Here is a 17,747-nt window from a genome sequence, read left to right on the forward strand (position 1 = left end):
TAGATCATTCCAGTGTAAGTAATAACTCACTTATAACCCGTTTTAATTTCTGACACTGGTCTGCATTCTGGGTATCGATTAACCCACTACGCAGCAGGCAGTTTTTGCTATCTCCCTGTGCTTTATCAGCTGATAAATCACAGTTGAATTCTTTATCCAGAACAAGGCGGATCAGTATGCCCTGCTCGGCTAAAAATTGGTAAATTTGCTTGGCTTTTTCAGCGTCCAATTTAACCGTTAGAAACAGGCCATCAGGCGATAAAAGCTCTGCATCTAATTTTCGAAACAAGGGCTGCCAAAGCTCTAAAGTTGCTTGCGCATTGTGATTAATTTTCTGCCTAGCCTCGGCCTGCCATTTGGCATCGTTTAGCGCAGAGATGGCAACAGCTTGGGCCGGGCCATTTACCGCCCAAGGGCCCAGTTCTGTTTGCAGCTTTTGCTGTATCTGTTGATTAGCAAAGGCAAAGCCTAAACGAATACCCGCTAAACCAAAGAACTTACCGAATGACCTCAGTACTAGGATATTACCTAGCTGCTCAAACCGATCATAATCACTTAAAACACTCTGTTCAGGGCTTAGATCAATAAAGGCTTCATCCACGATAAGATAAGCGCCCTGCTGCATCTGCTCTGCCCAGCGATAGATCTGCTCTGGGGTAAACTTAAGCCCTGTTGGATTGTTGGGATTGATCAACAATAGGTGCATGGCTGAACCTGAATCTAGCTGCTGTTGAATACGTTGCTCAGCAGCTTTCTGATCAGTTGCAGGATAAAAACTCAGTGCTCGTTCTTGTTGCTGCCAGCTATAGCGATGTTCTTGGTAACCACAATCGGGTAGCAGGATCGGTAACTCTTGCGACACTGACGGTAGCACTGATGGTAACAACTCAATGATCTGCTGCGTGCCATTAGCCGCCACGCCTTCAGTGCCATAGTAGCTTTTAAGCGCCGCTTTAAATTCAGCTGATTGATAAGGCAACTGCTGAAAGCAATATTCGCTTATCTCAGGTACAGGGTAAGGCACTGGGTTGATCCCAGTGGATAGATCCAACCACTGCTCGACCGGAATACCGTAATGCGCGGATGCCGAGATCAGATCGCCACCGTGAATCAGATCACTCAAGAGCTCACCCCTGAGGTAATCGCCACGGCTAAGGCCAGTGTTACATAAAGGCCAATACTCCACAGCATCAGTACGCGGTTCACCAAACCACAGGCATCCTCAATACTCTTTGCTGAAGGTTGATCGCCTTCTACAGGGCCGAGTGGTGGACGCTGCTGTACTTCACCGTGATAGACCGCTGCACCACCTAGTGAGACATTAATCGCCCCAGCACCTGCGGCCATCACAGGGCCAGCATTTGGGCTTTTCCAAGTCGGCGCTTGCTGCTTCCAGCTATCCAATGCGATCTTGGTTTCACCCACCAGTGCATAACTTAGAGCAGTTAGACGCGCTGGGATAAAATTCAGTAGATCATCGATACGCGCCGCACACCAACCAAAATGGAGGAAACGTTCGTTTTTGTACCCCCACATGGCATCCAACGTGTTGCTCAAGCGATACAGTACTACCCCAGGGATACCTAAAAGACAGAACCAGAAGATAGCGGCAAAGATCGCATCGGCACCGTTTTCTAATACCGATTCTGTTGCTGCAGAGGCCACGGCTTTTTCATCTAGCTCGGAGGTATCGCGACTAACAATCATCCCTACAGCGGTGCGAGCGCTATCCAGATCACCTTGCTTCAACGGTTTCGCAATGGCTAAAGCATGACTCAATAAACTCTGCCAGCCGATCGCTAAGTACAACACTACTCCACCGACTACCGCAGAAAAAACCGCCGAACCTGACAACAACAGATCAAAAATCAACGCGGCGCAAGTTAACGGTATAATAGCCACTAACCAAGCAATAATACCGGATCGCTTCTGTCTGTTTGTGGCCGCAGTCCCCTGATTTAATCTCTTCTCTATCGCTATGGCTAAGTTGCCAAAGCCCACCAGCGGATGGAATCGCTTAGGCTCTTTGAGGAAGTAATCTAACAGCAGCGCGATTAGTAAACTTAAAGCAATGCTCATGCAGGTTCCCCAGCCTTTTCATCTAAGCCATTTACATCTAACTCAAGCAGGCCGAGTAACTTGTCTAATGGCATAACCGCTTCGACTTCATCCGCTAGACGGTTGATCTGCGCTTCACGGAACGCTGGGTAATCAAAGCTATTCTGCTGATCCAAACCAGCCCAATCTAGCCACGCTTGTAGTAGTTCGGGTTGATCAAATACACCGTGTAGATAAGTACCAAGCACCTGATCACTTGGATCACGAACACCGTCGGTGTGGATAACCCCATCAACATCCAATTCAAATAACGGATTGTCTAAGGCTGCACCGCTGCTGATACCAGCATGGATCTCGTAACCCGTCACAGAGGTATTTGTACCGCAAAGCACGCCCTTCACATTACGCAGCATCTTATTACCAGTCAGCGTGGTTTCCATCGGCAGAATACCCAGCGCTTCGCTAGAACCGGCTGTGGACTCTATCTGCTCTGGGTCGTGAATCCACTCCCCTAGCATTTGATAGCCACCACAAATACCGATCAGCTTGCCGCCAAAACGCAGGTGGCGCTGAATCACTTTGTCCCAGCCGTTCTCTTTTAACCAGTTAAGGTCGCCACGGACATTCTTACTGCCCGGAAGAACGATAAGGTCTGCTCCGGTAAACTGTTGTGGATCACGGATAAACTCGCAATCCACCTGCGGATGCATTCGCAGTACATCAAAGTCGGTATGGTTACTGGCGCGAGGATAGATAGGTACAACCACTCTGAGTTGTTGCTCGCCGTTGCTCTTTTGCTGCTGATTAACCGCGTCTTCCGCTTCGATATGCAGATTCATTACGTACGGAATGACACACAAAACTGGTACGCCAGTTTGTGCTTCCAACCAATCCAACCCCGATTGCAGCAGGCTAACATCACCACGGAAACGGTTAATTACAAAACCTTTAACGCGGGCTTTTTCAGAATCGGAGAGCAGCTCATAAGTACCCAACAGATGAGCAAACACACCACCACGATCGATATCTGCAACAATAATCACCGGACAATCCACTGCCTCGGCAAACCCCATATTAGCGATATCGTGCTCACGCAGATTGATCTCAGCAGGGCTACCTGCCCCTTCGACAATCACAGCGCTGTATTTCTGCTGTAACTGGGTGTGGCTTTTCACCACTTCGGTTAGTAGCTTAGGCTTAAACTCGTGGTACTCGGTCGCCTTCATATTGCCGATGGCTTTACCGTTAAGAATCACCTGCGCACCAATATCACTGTTCGGTTTTAACAGTACAGGATTCATCTCTACAGAGGCTGGTAGATAGCAGGCTTCAGCCTGTACCGCCTGAGCACGGCCGATCTCACCACCCTCGGCGGTTACCGCACTGTTAAGCGCCATATTCTGTGGCTTGAATGGCGCAACAGAGATTTTATGCCGAGCAAGAATACGGCACAGAGCAGTAACGACGATGCTTTTACCGGCGTCAGACGTGGTGCCTTGAACCATTAAGGTGTGCGGATTTTTAAAGGTGCTCATTTAATTCTCTTTGTTCCTGTAGGAGCTCACCCTGTGAGCGATACTTTTCGGCCAGAGGGCTGGCCTCCTACATGGCACTTTCTTGTTGTTCATCTAATTCAAGCAATAAATCTTGTAGCTTCTCAGAATATTCCCCCGGCTCTTGCCATAAGCCACGTTGAGTTGCTTCTAATAACCGCTCTGCCATCTCTTCTAGGGCATGGGGGTTATGTTGCTCTAGGAACTCGCGGTTCTGTTGATCAAACACCAGTGCATCGCTGACCTTTTCATACTGATAATCGGCGATCAGGTTAGTGGTGGCGTCGTAAGCAAACAGATAATCGACGCTGGCAGTCATCTCAAACGCGCCTTTATAGCCGTGTTCCTGCATCGCATTAATCCATTTAGGATTGAGCAAGCGGGAACGGATTACACGGTTCAGCTCTTCTTTTAGAGTGCGAATCTTCGGTTTTTGCGGATTAGAGTGATCGCTGTGATATACCTGCGGTGCTTCGCCGCGATAAACTTCAACCGCGTTGCTCATGCCGCCTTGGAACTGGTAGTAATCATCGGAATCAAGCAGATCATGTTCGCGGTTATCTTGGTTCTGTACCACCGCTTCCAGTTGCGATAACTGATGCTGGAACGCCTGCGGTGCAGCCACGCCATCACCTTTTTGGTTACCATATGCATAGCCGCCCCAGTTTAAGTAGGCCTCCGCCAGATCGCTTTTTTGTTCCCAGCAACGCTCATCGATTAAACCCTGTAAGCCAGCTCCATATGCACCCGGTTTGCTACCGAAGACACGGTAACTCGCCTGACGCTGCGCTTCCTCAGATGACATACCTTCAGCCAGCAATTCCTGCTCGCGCTTGTGGATATTCTGAGCAATGGTGTTGCTATCACCCGGTTCTTCCAGCGCAGCAATCGCTTGCACAGCTGAATCGTAAAGCTTCATCACATTAGGGAAAGCATCGCGGAAGAAGCCGGAAACTCGCAAAGTAACATCCACTCGCGGTCGCCCTAATAGCTGCGAGCTGAGTACTTCAAAATCTACGACACGATTAGAGCCCGGCGCCCAGATAGGACGAACGCCCATCAAAGCAAAGGCTTGTGCGATATCATCGCCACCGGTTCGCATGGTCGCCGTACCCCAGACCGATAGGCCCAGCATACGAGGATAATCACCATGTTCCTGTAGATGACGCTCGATCAGCGCTTGTGCAGAACGTTCGCCAATCGCCCATGCTGCGGGCGATGGGATAGAACGATTATCCACCGAGTAGAAATTTCGACCTGTGGGCAAGGTATCTAAACGGCCGCGAGTTGGCGCGCCACTTGGGCCCGGATTAACAAACTCACCGCCTAAACCAGCGATTAGCGATTCGATCTCAAGCTCAGCACTTTGCAGTAAGGCCTTGTGGATAGTGGCACGGGCATAAGCCAATTGTTTTGCGGTTCTTGGTAGATCGTTTAAGTTTTCTAACGAATTATCTGCCAAGACATAGTCTGTTACCAACTGAGCCGCGAATAGCTCCAGACGTTCACGAGTATCCGCCTCGCTACGCCAATCATCTTCGGTAAGTTCAGCGAGTTGCGCTGGTTTTTCACCTAGCCAGTTTTTACTGCCTACTTCTAGTGGATCAAAAAAATCGTTATCTACTTGTAGATTCAGATCCTGTACTAAGTTATGCAGAATGCCCTGACTATCGGGATCATCACCCCGCGGCAGACGTAACAAGGCCACTAAAGTGTCTGCAAGTTTTTCGCTTTCAGGCAGTTCACCAAGGCGGTGCAGGCCATGACGGATCTGCGCCTCTTTAATATCGCACAGGTAAGCATCTAGTTCGTTTAGAACGGCATCTTCATCATCAAAAGTTTGGCCTAGCTCTTCTAACAGGTGAGTATTCTTAACTTGCTTCAGGATCTCATCACGCAGCCATTGCTGACGCTTATCATCCATCCCCATCGCTTGGTAATACTCATCCACCAGCCCTTCCAGTACGGCCATTTCACCGTAGGTTTCGGCACGAGTCATTGGCGGCATAAGATGATCAATAATCACCGCTTGGGTACGGCGCTTGGCCTGCGCACCTTCACCGGGATCATTAACAATAAATGGGTAGAAGTGCGGCATTGGCCCTAAAGCGATATCCGGCCAACACTCTTCTGATAGCGCACTACCCTTGCCCGGCAACCACTCTAAGTTACCGTGCTTACCTACATGCACTACCGCATCCACCTGATAGCATTCGCGTAACCAGAAATAGAATGCCAGATAGTTATGCGGTGGGATTAGATCAGGATCATGGTAGTTAGCCACCAGATCGATATTAAAACCACGGGCTGGCTGAATACCGATAAAAGTTTCACCTAAGCGAATACCGGAAAGCATCAAACGGCCATCACGGTATTTGATATCCTGCTGTGGCGTACCCCACTGATCGATAACCGCTTGTTGGCAAACCTCAGGCAGCTGAGCAAAACAGCGCTGATAATCATCTAGCGACATACTCTGCCAGCACGGCAGGTTGTGTAGCGTATTCGGGTTATTCGTGACTGCACCTAGCAGTTCCTGAATCAGGGAATCGCCATTTTCAGGAATATCCTGCAGTGGATAACCTGATGCTTCCAACGCTCTTAAAATATTTACCGCGGATGCCGGAGTATCTAAACCTACACCATTACCGATACGGCCATCTTTGGTTGGGTAGTTCGCTAAAATCAACGCAATGCGTTTTTCTGAATTGGGCTTGTTTGCGAGCTGAGCGAACCTAAGCGCTAACTGCGCCACAAAGCCTGCGCGTTCTTGATGGAGTTGATAACGCACCACTGAAACTTGGCTGCGCTCATCGAAGTGATCTTCGGTTTTAAAGCTCAGTGCACGAGTGTGCACCCTGCCATCCATCTCGGGCAGTACCACCTGCATGGCAATATCACGACTGCGTAAACCTTGCGAGTGCGTTAGCCAATCCTCTTCGGTACTACTAGAAAGAACCAACTGCAGAACAGGCACTTTACGCACAAACGGCGAGTAGAACTCACTCGGTTGCGAACACAGATCGGGACTCGCGACTGTATTTGAGGCAAAGCCGGTGCTGTTGATAATCAGGTTGGCACCGCTCTGTTCCAATAGCGCATTCACTAGCGCTAAGGATTCCGCATCTTTAAGCGAGGCAATTGCGATCGGTAATGGTGCTAAACCGTTGCTTTCGAGCTGTTCGATCAGTTGATCAAACATGCGGGTATCGCCACTTTGCAGATGGCTGCGATAGAACAACAGCAGCGCGACCGGCTTATCGGTATCGCATTGGCGTTGTTGCCACTCTGGAAAGGTCGCCGCCTGCACAGTATTTTTTGGCGTGTTACTAGCAGCCGGTAGATAGATCATACATTTAGGTAGCGGTCTTGGCTCATGCCAGAGACGATCTAAATGCAGGTATTGATCGGTTAAGCAGTTCAACAGCTGCAGACTGTTATCTACACCGCCTTCACGAAGGTAGCGCCAGATCCGCATCGCTTCGCTATCGGTTACCGAACTTGCGGAGAACAGTTCTGGATCGGGGGTATCGTCCCCCGGCACGATGATTAGCGTGCGACTGCTATCCGCTTGCGCCCATGCTTGTAGGCGTTCGAAGCCATATTGCCAGTAACTCGCACCACCTAAGAGTGACAGAACAACCACTTTAGATTGCTCCAGCACTTTATGCTCATACAGATCATAAGCAGCAGGTTTTAGCAGCTGCATCCAGTTGGCTAGACGAACCGATGGTTGCTCTCCACCTTCCTCTTCCCCTTTACCTTCAATCTGCTCATCGGAAAAAAAGCGCGCAGCATCGGACAGCGCGGCAAGCGAGCTATCGGCTGCAGAGAGGATGATCATATCGGCCGGTGTCTGGTTTAAGTCGATGATGCCTTCATCATCGACAAACCCGCCCGGTTGCGCTGCTAATAGGTGCATAAATAATCAGTCGTTAGTGGCTAGAAACCAGAATTAAACCAATGCTTCTTCAAGCGCGGCTTTGATGGTTGCTTCGTCGATGCCTTTGCCGATAAATACCAACTGAGTTTTCGGCTCATCGTTGCCCCATGGACGATCGAAATACACATCCAAACGCTTGCCTACCGCCTGCATTACCTGACGCATCGGCTTACCTGGAAGTGCCGCAAAACCTTTAGCACGGAAGATATTAAAGTCGCTTAGCAGACCTTTCAGAATAGCTTGCAGCTTGTCGCTATCCACTTCACCGATAGATATCACGAAAGAATCAAAGTGATCGTGGGCATGGTCGTGATCATGGCCGTGATCGTGGTGATGATCGTGGTGGTTGTGTACCGCTTCGATACGCTCTTCTGTAGCGCAGTCTAGACCCATCAGCATCTCAAGATCCGCTTCACCGTTGCTGATGTAAGAGGTCTTAACTTCAGCAGGCACTTTGGCATTTACAACCGCTTCAACCTGAGTGCGCTGCTCTTCTGCGAGTAGATCGTTTTTGCTCACTACAACCAGATCCGCAGCACTTAGCTGATCTTCCAGTAGTTCTTTCAAGCTTGGATCATGATCTAGGCTCTCATCCGCTAAACGCTGCTCTTGAACTTTAGCTTCGTCGTTAGCGAAACGACCCGCTGCAACCGCAGGACCGTCAATTACAGTGATGACCGCATCAACGGTGCAGTACTCTTTAATGCCCGGCCAGTTGAATGCCTGAACGAGTGGTTTAGGTAGCGCAAGACCACTGGTCTCAATCAGGATATGATCGATATCGTCACGACGCTCAACTAGCTGCTGCATAACTGGCAGGAACTCTTCTTCTACTGTGCAGCAGATACAGCCGTTCGCTAGCTCGTAGAAACCTTGTTCGCCCTGTGCACCACCTTCTGCTGCAGACTCATCTTCACAATCAAGAGGACAGCTACGTAGCAAGTCAGAGTCGATATCCAGCTCACCAAACTCATTTACAATCACGGCGATACGCTTGCCTGCCGCTTGTTTCAAAACACTAGATAGCAATGTTGTTTTACCGCTACCCAAAAAACCTGTTACTACCGTGGTTGGAATCTTATTCAGTTGCATAACTATTACTCTGTTGTCTCTTTAACAAGTTTTGCTTTGTGTTCTTTCTTGCGGAATACGTGGGCCTGATCCTTGTCGTACAGATAAGAATCGGCAAATTCATCGGTATCCAATACATGGCCGACCAGAATCAAAGACGTGCGGGTAAAGCCCTTTTCGCGGACTTTAGCGACAATATCACCCAAAGTTCCGGTCACTTTGTCCTGATCAGGCCATGAGCTGCGATAGCAAACGGCTACCGGGCAATCTTCGCCATAATGCGGGATCAGCTCTTCAACAATCTTATGGATACGGGTTACGCCCAGATGAATCGCTAAGGTTGCGCCACTCTGTGCAAGCTGCGGCAAACGCTCACGCTCAGGGAACGGCGTCTTACCTTCATAACGGGTCATAATGATCGTTTGAGATACGCCGGAGAGCGTTAGCTCTTTCTTCAGATAAGCCGCAGAAGCAGCCACTGCACTGACACCCGGGATCACTTCGTAATCGATCCCTTCGGCTTCTAGGCGGCGGATCTGTTCGCCGATAGCACCGTAGAGAGATGGATCACCACATTGTAAGCGGGCAACGTCCTTACCCTCTTTATGTGCTTGAACGATATGATCGGTAATCTGATCCAGATCGATTGTGGCGGTATCAATAATCTTCTCCGCCTTACCCTCAACCGCTTCCAGTACTTCACGTGGAATCAGAGAACCGGCATAAAGCACCACTGGGCACTCTTGTAGTACACGATGACCTTTGAGGGTCATTAGCTCAGGATCACCGGGACCTGCGCCGATAAAGTAGACTGTCATTTCGTTTCCTTAATTATTGGATTTGTAGGTAGAGATTTTTTTCTCTGACAAGGCGAAAGCGCACGCAGAAGCAGAGTTTACTTCCAGTAAATGAGCATTCGAGTACGCTTTTAACGAAGTCAGAGGGAAATAGATCACATACAAACCTATAATTTCTTTGAGTAACCGCGCGGCGTGTAGACCCACTCTTTTGAGCCATTGACGATATGGCGAGATTCGCTGTTACCTACGCTTACCAGAGTGAACATATCCACATCTTTAGCATCCAGCTCACCTAAGGTAATAATACGGATCGATTCATCTTCACGAGTTAACTGACGGCCTAGTAGCACGGGCGTTTCCGCAGGGCGATACTGCAGCAAGATGTCGCGGGCATGATTCAGCTGCCAATCGCGCTTTTTAGATACGGGGTTGTAGAAAGAGATTACAAAATCCCCCGTACCCGCACTGTGAATACGTTTCTCGATCGTTTCCCAAGGGGTTAACAGATCAGAAAGCGATACCGTACAGAAGTCATGGCCCAACATTGCACCAACACGGCTGGCACCCGCCTGCATTGCCGAGATACCTGGGATCACTTCGATATCTACATCTAGCCATTCAGGATGATCTTCTTTGCCCTGTAGCTGTTGATCCAGCAGCTCAAATACCAATGTCGCCATGGCATAGATACCGATATCGCCACTGGAGATCAGTGCGGTTGTTTTACCGCTTGCCGCCAGATCTAAAGCTAAACGCGCGCGACCGATCTCTTCGCCTAAAGGCAGATCATGGTGCTGTTTGTTATCACAAACATCGCCCAACAGATCTAGATAAAGACCGTACGCCACTAGATCGGAGCTTGCTTTGATCGCTTCCAAAGCTTTTGGCGCCACAAGCTGCGCATCACCAGGGCCTGTGCCCACTACAAATAGTTTTGACATTAAATTCTCTTTCTTCGGCTATTTGCCTGAATAGCTTCTGGCAATTGCACAGGTAGCTTTCTTCGTTTTCTGTTTATTCAAGACCAGCTCAGGCTGTTGCCCAGTCTGCTGCTTGGCACTCAATAAGGCTGCTGATTCAGCTACGCCATAAACACCGACAGTGTTGAACACATACTCAGATCGAGTACTCAGTAAAGGTTCCATCTCAGATAACTGGTTTTTATCCCAAGTCTGATAAGGCTTATCGAGTTTTTTAGCCAACTCAATTAAGCCAACCTCGTCTGCTTTAATATCAATGCTGCTGATAGAACTGACCTGATCTAAGCTCAAGCCCGACTGTTGCAGACATTCCAGCAACAACCGTTCTAATTCATCCACAGGGCAGCCACGTTCGCAGCCCATGCCCACGCTATAAACTGGATTTAGGTAGCCGTTAGCTGTGGTAATCACCGGCTGCGCATTTAACAACTTAGAGACTTCTAAAGCCCAGTTATTAGCGCCCCCTTCGTGACCTGATAACAGCGGAATTACAAACTGCCCTTGTTCATCGATCACTAGTACAGGCGGGTCTTGATATTTATCCTGTAGCACCGGCGCTAAACTGCGCATAACAATGCCAGTGGCACAGATAAAGATCAGTCGATCACCATTTTTAAAAAAGCCCTGAACTTGCTCCGCAAAAGGTTGCGGTTTATACGCCACTTCCGCTTCAATCAAGGACCTGAGACGCTCAGCGAGGCTTTTGCCCGCTTCAGTCAGCGCAATAATCTTTGTCATAACGAAAAACCGACTAGCCAAGTCTCGGCCAGGGGCTGGCCTCCTACATTAGCATCCAATGAACTTGTAGGAGCCCACCCTGTGGGCGATGCCGTATCGGCTAGATAATTCATCGGCTATTCCTCTGACTACGGGTAATCACAAACAACGAAAAGTAAGGGCCCGCTTCCGCTTCCAGCTCACTGATATCGTTCACAATCCGTTGATTATCACGGCCGATATATTCCAGATACTGAGCATCTTCAGTGCGTCCGCTCTCAGCCAGTAATTTAAGTAAACGAGGGCGCGCCTGACCCGCTTTCATAATCACCAGCGAATCATTCTGCTTAAGTGCGGCAAGAATCTGTTCATCAGTATGGCGACCGCTCACTACACAAAACATCTCTTTCAGCATGGTGAGTGGGTGAACCAGAGTGGCTGCGGCAGCATTTACCGAGGTTATGCCCGGCACAACTTCGCAGGTAAAGCGATCTTGTAAACGTTCCAGTAGATAACTGAATGAGCCAAAGAACAGTGGGTCACCTTCACATAGGAAGATCACATCCAAGCCCTGCTCTAGCTGTTCAGCAATGGCCGCCGCACCTTGATCATAAGCCTCATTCGCTTTGTTGCGATCCGTCGACATCGGCATATAGATCGGAATACCCGATTGCGCTGTCGTCGCTGAATAGATTGCATCGGAAGCGATATTCTTCGCTTGTGATTCACCTTTGTCATTCACTAGGTAACTGATCACATCTGCCGTCTGAATCAGACGCCACGCTTTCACAGTAAGCAGCTCGGGATCGCCTGGGCCAACACCGACACCAATAAAACGGCCTTTCACCAGATTCATACCGAAGCTCCAATTTTTACAAACTTAAACAAATTAACCGGTAAATTCGGTCGATACATCAACTGACCAGCTAAGGTTTCACCACGACTGACGGCCACTTGGTTGGTTTCCAATTGGCTATCTTCAGCTAACGAGCGTTCTTGCCAGAACTGCATCAGTAGCTGTTTGGTATTTTCAGTGACCGCACTCGCCACCAGCACACCATCTTTAGGAAGTAAGGCCCATATTTCGGCAAGCAACTGTGGCAATTCACCATCGCTACCACCAATAAACACTTTGTTTGGAGAGACTAACCCTTCCAATGCTTCAGGCGCGCGCCCTGCAACAATTTTAAGATTGCTGACCACGCCAAAACGCTGGCGATTCGCTTCTAAACAACTTAGGCGATCTGGGTGATGCTCTATCGCTTGTACTGTCGCTAACGGCTGCCAATAAGCAAGCTCAACCGCTACCCCACCGCAGCCAGCACCTATATCCCAAACCTGATCATCACGGCTTAACTGCATCAACGAGAGAATCGTAAGTCTGACCTCGCGTTTACTGATCATCCCTTTACCCGGTTTATCTGTATCAGTAATAAAGTGCTGATCAGGAATACCCGGAAACTCAGGTAGGTAACCTTGGTTTGAACCCGGCTCGATAAGGGTCAGATGCAGTGGATCAAACTCATAATCTGCTTCCAGTAACTCCGATGCAGAGAAACTACGAATCCGCTCGTCTGGATAACCTAGCGTTTCCAATACGGTCAGCTGCGCTTGTGGAAAACCTGAATCGATGCAGTGTTGAGCAAGCACCTGAGGATAACTTTTACTGTCCGTCAGGATCAGCAACGACTGATTCTGGCGTAAACGTGTTTTCAGCTTTTCGACCGGACGACCGTGCAGGCTTAATACTTCTAGGTCCTGCAGGGCCAGACCCAAACGGTGGCAAGCCATCTGTAAGCTCGAAACCGCTGGATAGAATCTCAAATCTGACTGGGAAAAATAGCGGCTAAACCAGCGACCGATGCCATAAAACAGTGGGTCACCGGAGGCGAGAATCATCACTGATTTGTCTTCAGCAATAACGCCCTCAACCAGTGTTTTAAGTTCAGCTAGTTTTGGTAGTTCTGTGGTAGTTTTATCTGATGGCATCAACTCTTTGATAGTCGCCAACTGACGCTCAGAACCAATCACCAGATCAACCTGTGCTAAAGCCTGCTGCGCATCCGAAGAGAGCTCAGCCAGATGAGAAACACCTAAACCAACTACGTGGATCATCAGTAAAATTCCCCACGATTACAGCGCAGTAGCGCATTACAGCTCGCGGCTGATACAGCACTACCGCCCTGACGGCCGAGCAGCGTTATACACTCAATACCTAGTTGTTCGTGAACATCCCACAATGCTTGTTTGGACTCAGCAGCACCGACAAAACCCACCGGCATACCGATAATCAACGTCGGTTTATCTGCGCCCTGTTCGATCATTTCTAACAAACGAAACAATGCAGTAGGCGCATTGCCAATCACCACGACACTACCGGCCAAAGAATCACGCCATAGCTCTACCGCAGCCATAGAACGAGTTTCACCCGTTTGTTTTGCCAGTTCTGCAGTACGTGGATCATTCAGATAACAGCTAGGTAAACGCTCGATCATACGTTTGGTGATCCCCTGACGTACCATCTCCACATCACAGAGAATTTCACACTCCTGGGACAGCGCAGCCATACCTGCTTCACAAGCATTTTTACTGAAGCGCACCTGTTCCGCTAACTCCGGCATACCTAAGCTGTGCACAATACGCATCACAACCTGCTGTTGCTCACGGTCGAAATGGCTTAGCTCAGTTAGCTCGCGAATCTGTCGAAAGCTATCTTTCTCTATCGCCTGTGGATTAATTTCGTACTCAAACGCCACGCTGTTTCTTACCTACTATCATCTAGACTCGTTAACTAGTGTTCTGACGGCTTCTACACAGCCGTCTATCTCTCGGAATATCCGATCCGCTTCTGGTAGCTCTGGGCGCTCTAACATAAACACATCTACGCCCAGCTCTCTGGCAGCACTCAACTTCGCTTCTGTTGCTGCCCCGCCACTGTTTTTACTGATCAGCAGATCAATCTGATGATGCGCTAACAGCGCCTTTTCATCCTGATGATTAAACGGCCCAATCGCTTTTAACCATTGCATGCTTTGCGGTAATTCAGCTTGCGCAGGTGCAGCTGTGCGGAACACCTGAGTCTGACCACTACGTTGTGCATAAACGCCAAACTGATCGATCACCGCTTGGGATAACTGACCCGCCGTTAAAAGCACCGACTTATAGTTTTCTGCTGCCGCAACCAGTGATTGCATATCAGCAAAGCTACGCCACTTATCGCCCTGCTGCGCTTGCCAAGCTTCGCGGTGGAAACGCCAGCATTCAATTCCAAGCAGCTTGGCAGCATTCACCGCTGTACTACTCATTGTTTCCGCAAAGGGATGGGTCACATCTAGAAGAAGACCAATCTGCTCCTCTTTTAGATAAGTCACCAATCCACCATATTGGCTAAAACCACCTGAGATCACTTCGCAAGGTAGCTGCGGAATTCTCACCAACCCGGCTACGCTATAGATCACGCGGTTATCACCTAATAGTCCTTGCTGATCTAGGCCTTTAACCACTTTGCGTGCATCTGAGGTGCCCCCGAGAATCAGGATATTCACTGCTGATCTCCATTCAGGCTACCCGATGTATCTCGATTAGAAGCTTTACCTTGAGCATGCCCCACAAAGTTGCCTTTTCGATCCGTGGCCCACACTTCGATCTCTACTTGAGGTTGAGTTTTAAGCACAACCTCTTCTGCAACCAGCAACGCTTGGGTGCAAACCGCTTGTGCTATGTCAATCTCGGCTTCCTGACACAGCTTTAGTACTTCCATACTGGTATTAGCGTTGTGGATCTTCTCCAACAACGGCGCATTAGCACCCAACATCTCAGCCAACATCGCCATATGTTGAAAATCGATGCTCGAACTACGGCTATTCAGATCCATATGACCGTTCGCCAGTTTGGTCATCTTGCCAAAACCACCGCAAATACTGAGTTTTGCTACTGGCTCTTTGCGTAGATGCTTAAGTAAAGCGCCAACAAAGTCGCCCATCTCAATCAGGGCTATATCATCCAAGTTGTAGTGCGCTTTGATCGCAGCTTCGCTAGTACTGCCGGTCGTTGCTGCCAAGTGTTTAGTTCCATTGGCTTTGGCAACATCCACCCCTTGGCGGATCGATGCGATATACGCGGCACACGAGTATGGGCGGACAATGCCGGTTGTCCCTAAAATCGATAAACCACCGATAATCCCAAGGCGTGGATTCATGGTTTTAAGGGCAATCTGTTCCCCCTTTTCCACGCCCACAGCAACCTCAAAACCGCCTTCGTAGCCATAAACATCAGCGGCTTTTTTTAGATGCTCGGCCATCATCTTGCGTGGTACAGGATTAATCGCTGGCTCACCAACGTCGAGCACTAAACCTTCACGCGTCACTGTGCCTACGCCAGCGGCGGGTTTAAATACCACACCCGGTTCTTTCATCAGCCGTAGTTCGACAAACACAGTGGCACCATGTGTGACATCAGGATCATCACCGGCATCTTTAATGGTTGCGGTGCGAATACCCTGCTCATGTTCTAGCGGTTGATAAGCGATGATCTCCAGCTCTACCAACTGCCCCCGAGGTAGCAACACTTCTACATTTCCTGGCTGTTTACCTGCCAACAAGGCCTGTGAAGCAGCCACACAACACGCAGTTGCACAGCAACCGGTGGTTAAACCGCTGCGCAACTCAGGCTGTTGATTTTCGCTACTCTCAGGCCACATGCTTAACTTTCCAAATTGCCACTAAAAATTGCGGCGATCGCTTCAGGGTTAGACGCAAAAAATAGATGCAGATAACTCGCGGTCAGCCCTTTCTCTCGGTAGATCGCTTCGCCCGGTGCAGGATGACGCTGACGACGACCATGTCCTACCGGCTCCGGTGTATCAGAACTACGCGAACGGTGATGAGCATGCGCCTGAACTTCACCTTCAGGTAGCATCGCGGTCTGCATACCTTGGCAACCCCGTTTACCGCGCATTGCACCATGGCCTTTCATTATTCCAGCCATTGGGCGGCAGTTATCTTCTAGATCGGTAAGATCTTCAAGGCAGTAGAGGAAGCCGCCACACTCAGCCAAAATCGGTTTATCTGCTGAGTGGAACTCACGGATCTGCGCCTGCATGATTTGGTTGTCCGATAGCGCCTGTGCATGCAGTTCAGGATATCCACCCGGTAACCATAAGCTATCGGCATCGGGTAGTTGCGTATCATGCAGAGGTGAGAAGAAATTAAGCTCTGCTCCCATCTGCTCTAGTAAACGTAGATTGGCATCGTAGATAAAACTAAACGCTTCATCCTTAGCGATCGCTATACGCTTACCTTCAAGTAGCGGTTCAACCTCTGGCAACTCTGCACTAAAAAACTCTACTGGCTCAGGCAAGCTAGTAATCTGATTGACTGTCTCTAACGGACCTTTGATCCACTCGGCACCGAAACCAAAACGCTGTTCTAGCTCGTCGTAAACTTCCGCAGCCTGTACTAAACCTAAATGACGTTCCGGTAAAGCAACCTCTGGATCACGCGCCAATGTAGCTAGCAGAGGTAAAGATTCAGGCAGTGCAGCACGAATCAGTTGAGCATGGCGCTCTGTGCCACAGTTATTGGCAATAAGACCTGCAACCGAAATATCAGAACGATAGTTAGCTAAACCCATCGCAATTGCTGCAGCAGTCTGAGCCATCCCTTTTACATTCATAACGATGGCAACAGGGATATTAAAACGCGCGGCTAAGTCTGCACTGGAAGGTTCACCATCAAACATGCCCATAGCGCCTTCAACCAGAATCAGATCGGCTGTTTTTGCTGCTTCATAGAGCTTTTGTTGGCAGTAGTTTTCGCCAGCCATCCATAGATCTAACTGCTCGACATCCTGACCACTCGCCTGCGCTAAGATCTGCGGATCCAGATAATCAGGGCCGGTTTTGAAGACACGAACCACTTTGCCCTGATCACGGAAATAACGTGCCAGTGCTGCTGTGATCGTGGTTTTACCTTCACCCGAGCTTGGTGCTGTTAGAAACAGCGCGGGGCAAAGTACAGATTGCTGTTCAGCCATTAGTATTCGATCCCAGCCTGAGCTTTGACTCCAAGACGGAATGCATGGCGTTCATCACGAATACTGCTGATCGTATCAGCGATCTCTTCTAGACCTTCAGGCATTACACGACCGGTAATCATGACGTTCTGGTTCTTCGGGCGATTCTGTAAAGCTTCGATAACCGGCTCTAACGGCAGGTATTTGTATTTGAACATATAGCTCAACTCATCAAATACCAGCATTTCATAGCTATCATCTTTAAGGTATTGCTCGGCTAGGGCCCAAGCTTTTTTGGCCGCCTCAATATCTTGAGTTTTATCCTGCGTTTCCCAGGTAAAGCCATGACCCATGACATTCCAGTCGATCAGCTCATGATCACGGAACAGCTTATATTCGCCGGTCTCAGTACGACCTTTCACAAACTGGATAACCGCCGCTTTTTTACCATGACCGACACAACGTGCCATAGTGCCAAACGCAGAGCTACTCTTACCTTTACCGTTACCTTTTAGCAGGATAAGTACACCGCGCTCTTCAGTGGCTTGGGCGATACGCTTATCGATCACCTCTTTCTTTTTCGCCATGCGTTCCTGATGCGTTTTCATATCGG

The 17,747-nt window shown here is 49.2% G+C and carries 15 protein-coding genes; all 15 read right to left on the reverse strand.

Annotation, left to right across the window (positions count from 1 at the left end):
- Window positions 1–4 precede the first annotated feature (4 nt).
- The 15 genes from ACMXYW_RS11525 to cobO all read right to left on the reverse strand — a co-directional run bounded on the left by ACMXYW_RS11525 (window position 5) and on the right by cobO (window position 17,742).
- Entirely contained in the window at window positions 5–1,123 is a 1,119-nt protein-coding gene (locus ACMXYW_RS11525; RefSeq protein ID WP_415904154.1) for a threonine-phosphate decarboxylase, read from the reverse strand.
- Window positions 1,120–2,079, reverse strand: a complete 960-nt coding sequence (gene cbiB, locus ACMXYW_RS11530; RefSeq protein ID WP_415904155.1) for an adenosylcobinamide-phosphate synthase CbiB — start codon at window positions 2,077–2,079, stop codon at window positions 1,120–1,122. Before cbiB ends, ACMXYW_RS11525 begins: the two co-directional genes overlap by 4 nt.
- Entirely contained in the window at window positions 2,076–3,593 is a 1,518-nt protein-coding gene (locus tag ACMXYW_RS11535) for a cobyric acid synthase (RefSeq protein WP_415904156.1), read from the reverse strand. Before ACMXYW_RS11535 ends, cbiB begins: the two co-directional genes overlap by 4 nt.
- Before the next feature lie 67 nt (window positions 3,594–3,660).
- On the reverse strand, window positions 3,661–7,533 hold the full coding sequence (cobN, locus tag ACMXYW_RS11540; protein WP_415904157.1) for a cobaltochelatase subunit CobN: 3,873 nt from the start codon (window positions 7,531–7,533) through the stop codon (window positions 3,661–3,663).
- Between the two features lie 33 nt (window positions 7,534–7,566).
- Window positions 7,567–8,646 (reverse strand): cobalamin biosynthesis protein CobW, encoded by a 1,080-nt coding sequence (cobW, locus tag ACMXYW_RS11545; protein WP_415898816.1) that lies wholly within the window; start codon window positions 8,644–8,646, stop codon window positions 7,567–7,569.
- 5 nt (window positions 8,647–8,651) lie between these two features.
- Window positions 8,652–9,443, reverse strand: coding sequence for a precorrin-4 C(11)-methyltransferase (gene cobM / locus ACMXYW_RS11550; protein WP_415904158.1), 792 nt, complete (start codon window positions 9,441–9,443; stop codon window positions 8,652–8,654).
- A 146-nt stretch (window positions 9,444–9,589) separates the two neighbouring features.
- Complete coding sequence (cobJ, locus tag ACMXYW_RS11555; RefSeq protein WP_415890638.1) at window positions 9,590–10,366, reverse strand: precorrin-3B C(17)-methyltransferase; 777 nt, start codon at window positions 10,364–10,366, stop codon at window positions 9,590–9,592.
- A gap of 18 nt (window positions 10,367–10,384) precedes the next feature.
- Complete coding sequence (locus ACMXYW_RS11560) at window positions 10,385–11,143, reverse strand: cobalt-precorrin 5A hydrolase (protein WP_415904159.1); 759 nt, start codon at window positions 11,141–11,143, stop codon at window positions 10,385–10,387.
- Window positions 11,144–11,252: 109 nt separating this feature from the next.
- Window positions 11,253–11,978, reverse strand: a complete 726-nt coding sequence (cobI, locus tag ACMXYW_RS11565) for a precorrin-2 C(20)-methyltransferase (protein WP_415904160.1) — start codon at window positions 11,976–11,978, stop codon at window positions 11,253–11,255.
- Window positions 11,975–13,237 carry a precorrin-6y C5,15-methyltransferase (decarboxylating) subunit CbiE gene (gene cbiE / locus ACMXYW_RS11570; RefSeq protein ID WP_415904161.1) on the reverse strand — a complete coding sequence of 421 codons (1,263 nt, stop codon included), beginning with the start codon at window positions 13,235–13,237 and terminating at the stop codon, window positions 11,975–11,977. Before cbiE ends, cobI begins: the two co-directional genes overlap by 4 nt.
- Complete coding sequence (locus ACMXYW_RS11575) at window positions 13,237–13,878, reverse strand: precorrin-8X methylmutase (RefSeq protein WP_415904162.1); 642 nt, start codon at window positions 13,876–13,878, stop codon at window positions 13,237–13,239. The genes cbiE and ACMXYW_RS11575 overlap by 1 nt, the downstream gene beginning before the upstream one ends.
- Window positions 13,879–13,896: 18 nt before the next feature.
- Window positions 13,897–14,667, reverse strand: coding sequence for a precorrin-6A/cobalt-precorrin-6A reductase (locus ACMXYW_RS11580; protein ID WP_415904163.1), 771 nt, complete (start codon window positions 14,665–14,667; stop codon window positions 13,897–13,899).
- Window positions 14,664–15,821 carry a cobalt-precorrin-5B (C(1))-methyltransferase gene (locus ACMXYW_RS11585; RefSeq protein WP_415904164.1) on the reverse strand — a complete coding sequence of 386 codons (1,158 nt, stop codon included), beginning with the start codon at window positions 15,819–15,821 and terminating at the stop codon, window positions 14,664–14,666. Before ACMXYW_RS11585 ends, ACMXYW_RS11580 begins: the two co-directional genes overlap by 4 nt.
- A 2-nt stretch (window positions 15,822–15,823) precedes the next feature.
- The gene (locus ACMXYW_RS11590) at window positions 15,824–17,155 is read right to left on the reverse strand and encodes a cobyrinate a,c-diamide synthase (RefSeq protein ID WP_415904165.1); all 1,332 of its coding nucleotides are present in this window, start codon (window positions 17,153–17,155) and stop codon (window positions 15,824–15,826) included.
- Window positions 17,155–17,742 (reverse strand): cob(I)yrinic acid a,c-diamide adenosyltransferase, encoded by a 588-nt coding sequence (gene cobO / locus ACMXYW_RS11595; RefSeq protein WP_415894889.1) that lies wholly within the window; start codon window positions 17,740–17,742, stop codon window positions 17,155–17,157. The genes ACMXYW_RS11590 and cobO overlap by 1 nt, the downstream gene beginning before the upstream one ends.
- Window positions 17,743–17,747: the final 5 nt, after the last annotated feature.

It is taken from the genome of Neptuniibacter sp. QD48_55 (assembly GCF_047778115.1).
Taxonomy (GTDB): Bacteria; Pseudomonadota; Gammaproteobacteria; order Pseudomonadales; family Balneatricaceae; genus Neptuniibacter.

Bases quoted from the DNA above. Each gene is read 5' to 3' on its own strand.
- cobO (WP_415894889.1), bottom strand. From the start codon at position 17,742: ATGAAAACGCATCAGGAACGCATGGCGAAAAAGAAAGAGGTGATCGAT.
- ACMXYW_RS11590 (WP_415904165.1), bottom strand. From the start codon at position 17,155: ATGGCTGAACAGCAATCTGTACTTTGCCCCGCGCTGTTTCTAACAGCA.
- cbiB (WP_415904155.1), bottom strand. From the start codon at position 2,079: ATGAGCATTGCTTTAAGTTTACTAATCGCGCTGCTGTTAGATTACTTC.
- cobM (WP_415904158.1), bottom strand. From the start codon at position 9,443: ATGACAGTCTACTTTATCGGCGCAGGTCCCGGTGATCCTGAGCTAATG.
- ACMXYW_RS11535 (WP_415904156.1), bottom strand. From the start codon at position 3,593: ATGAGCACCTTTAAAAATCCGCACACCTTAATGGTTCAAGGCACCACG.
- cbiE (WP_415904161.1), bottom strand. From the start codon at position 13,237: ATGATCCACGTAGTTGGTTTAGGTGTTTCTCATCTGGCTGAGCTCTCT.
- ACMXYW_RS11560 (WP_415904159.1), bottom strand. From the start codon at position 11,143: ATGACAAAGATTATTGCGCTGACTGAAGCGGGCAAAAGCCTCGCTGAG.
- cobW (WP_415898816.1), bottom strand. From the start codon at position 8,646: ATGCAACTGAATAAGATTCCAACCACGGTAGTAACAGGTTTTTTGGGT.
- ACMXYW_RS11585 (WP_415904164.1), bottom strand. From the start codon at position 15,821: ATGTGGCCTGAGAGTAGCGAAAATCAACAGCCTGAGTTGCGCAGCGGT.
- cobI (WP_415904160.1), bottom strand. From the start codon at position 11,978: ATGAATCTGGTGAAAGGCCGTTTTATTGGTGTCGGTGTTGGCCCAGGC.
- cobJ (WP_415890638.1), bottom strand. From the start codon at position 10,366: ATGTCAAAACTATTTGTAGTGGGCACAGGCCCTGGTGATGCGCAGCTT.
- cobN (WP_415904157.1), bottom strand. From the start codon at position 7,533: ATGCACCTATTAGCAGCGCAACCGGGCGGGTTTGTCGATGATGAAGGC.